General features: G+C 71.3%; 1 protein-coding gene. It reads right to left on the bottom strand.

Annotated features, from left to right (window positions below; all coding sequences use genetic code 11):
• A partial coding sequence (locus AB0I03_RS27205; protein ID WP_360417521.1) for a glutamate synthase central domain-containing protein occupies window positions 1-1,021 on the bottom strand: 1,021 nt, incomplete at both ends.

Raw genomic sequence — 1,021 nt, 5'->3', positions numbered from 1 at the left:
GAGCCGTAGGACATCGCGCCGGTGGAGAACCGCTTGACGATCTCGGAGGCCGGCTCGACCTCGTCCAGGGGGATCGACGGGCGGTCCGCGGCGAAGGAGAACAGACCGCGCAGCGTCATCAGCCGCTCCGCCTGCCCATTCACCCGTTCGGTGTACTGCTTGAAGATGTCGTAGCGCCGCGCCCGGGTGGAGTGCTGGAGCCGGAAGACGGTCTCCGGGTCGAAGAGGTGCGGCTCGCCCTCGCGGCGCCACTGGTACTCGCCGCCGATCTCCAGCGCGCGGTGGGTGGCGGCGATGCCGGACGCCGGGTACGCCTTGGCGTGCCGGGCCGCGACCTCCTTGGCGACGACGTCCAGGCCGGCGCCGCCGATCTTGGTGGCGGTGCCCTGGAAGTACTTCGCGACGAACGCGTCGTCCAGGCCGACGGCCTCGAAGACCTGCGCGCCGCGGTAGGAGGCGACGGTGGAGATGCCCATCTTGGACATCACCTTCAGGACGCCCTTGCCGAGCGCCTTGATCAGGTTCTTGATGGCGGTGTCGGCCTCCACGCCGGGCAGGAAGGTGCCGGCGCGGACGAGGTCCTCGACGGACTCCATCGCCAGGTACGGGTTGACCGCGGCGGCGCCGTAGCCGATCAGCAGCGCGACGTGGTGCACCTCGCGGACGTCGCCGGCCTCGACCAGCAGCCCGACCTGGGTACGGGTCTGGGTGGCGATGAGGTGGTGGTGGACCGCGGCGGTCAGCAGCAGCGACGGGATCGGCGCGTGCTCGGCGTCCGAGTGCCGGTCGGAGAGCACGATCAGCCGGGCGCCGTCGGCGATGGCGGCGTCGGCCTCGGCGCAGATCTCCTCGATCCGAGCGGCCAGCGACTCGCCGCCGCCGGAGACCCGGTAGAGGCCGGCGAGGGTCACGGCCTTCATGCCGGGCATGTCGCCGTCGGCGTTGATGTGGACGAGCTTGGCCAGCTCGTCGTTGTCGATGACCGGGAACGGCAGGGTCACGCTGCGGCAGGAGGCCGCGG

This window comes from Glycomyces sp. NPDC021274 (genome assembly GCF_040641195.1).
In the GTDB taxonomy this organism is placed as follows: domain Bacteria; phylum Actinomycetota; class Actinomycetes; order Mycobacteriales; family Micromonosporaceae; genus Glycomyces.
This window is presented reverse-complemented; position numbering and strand designations above follow the sequence as displayed.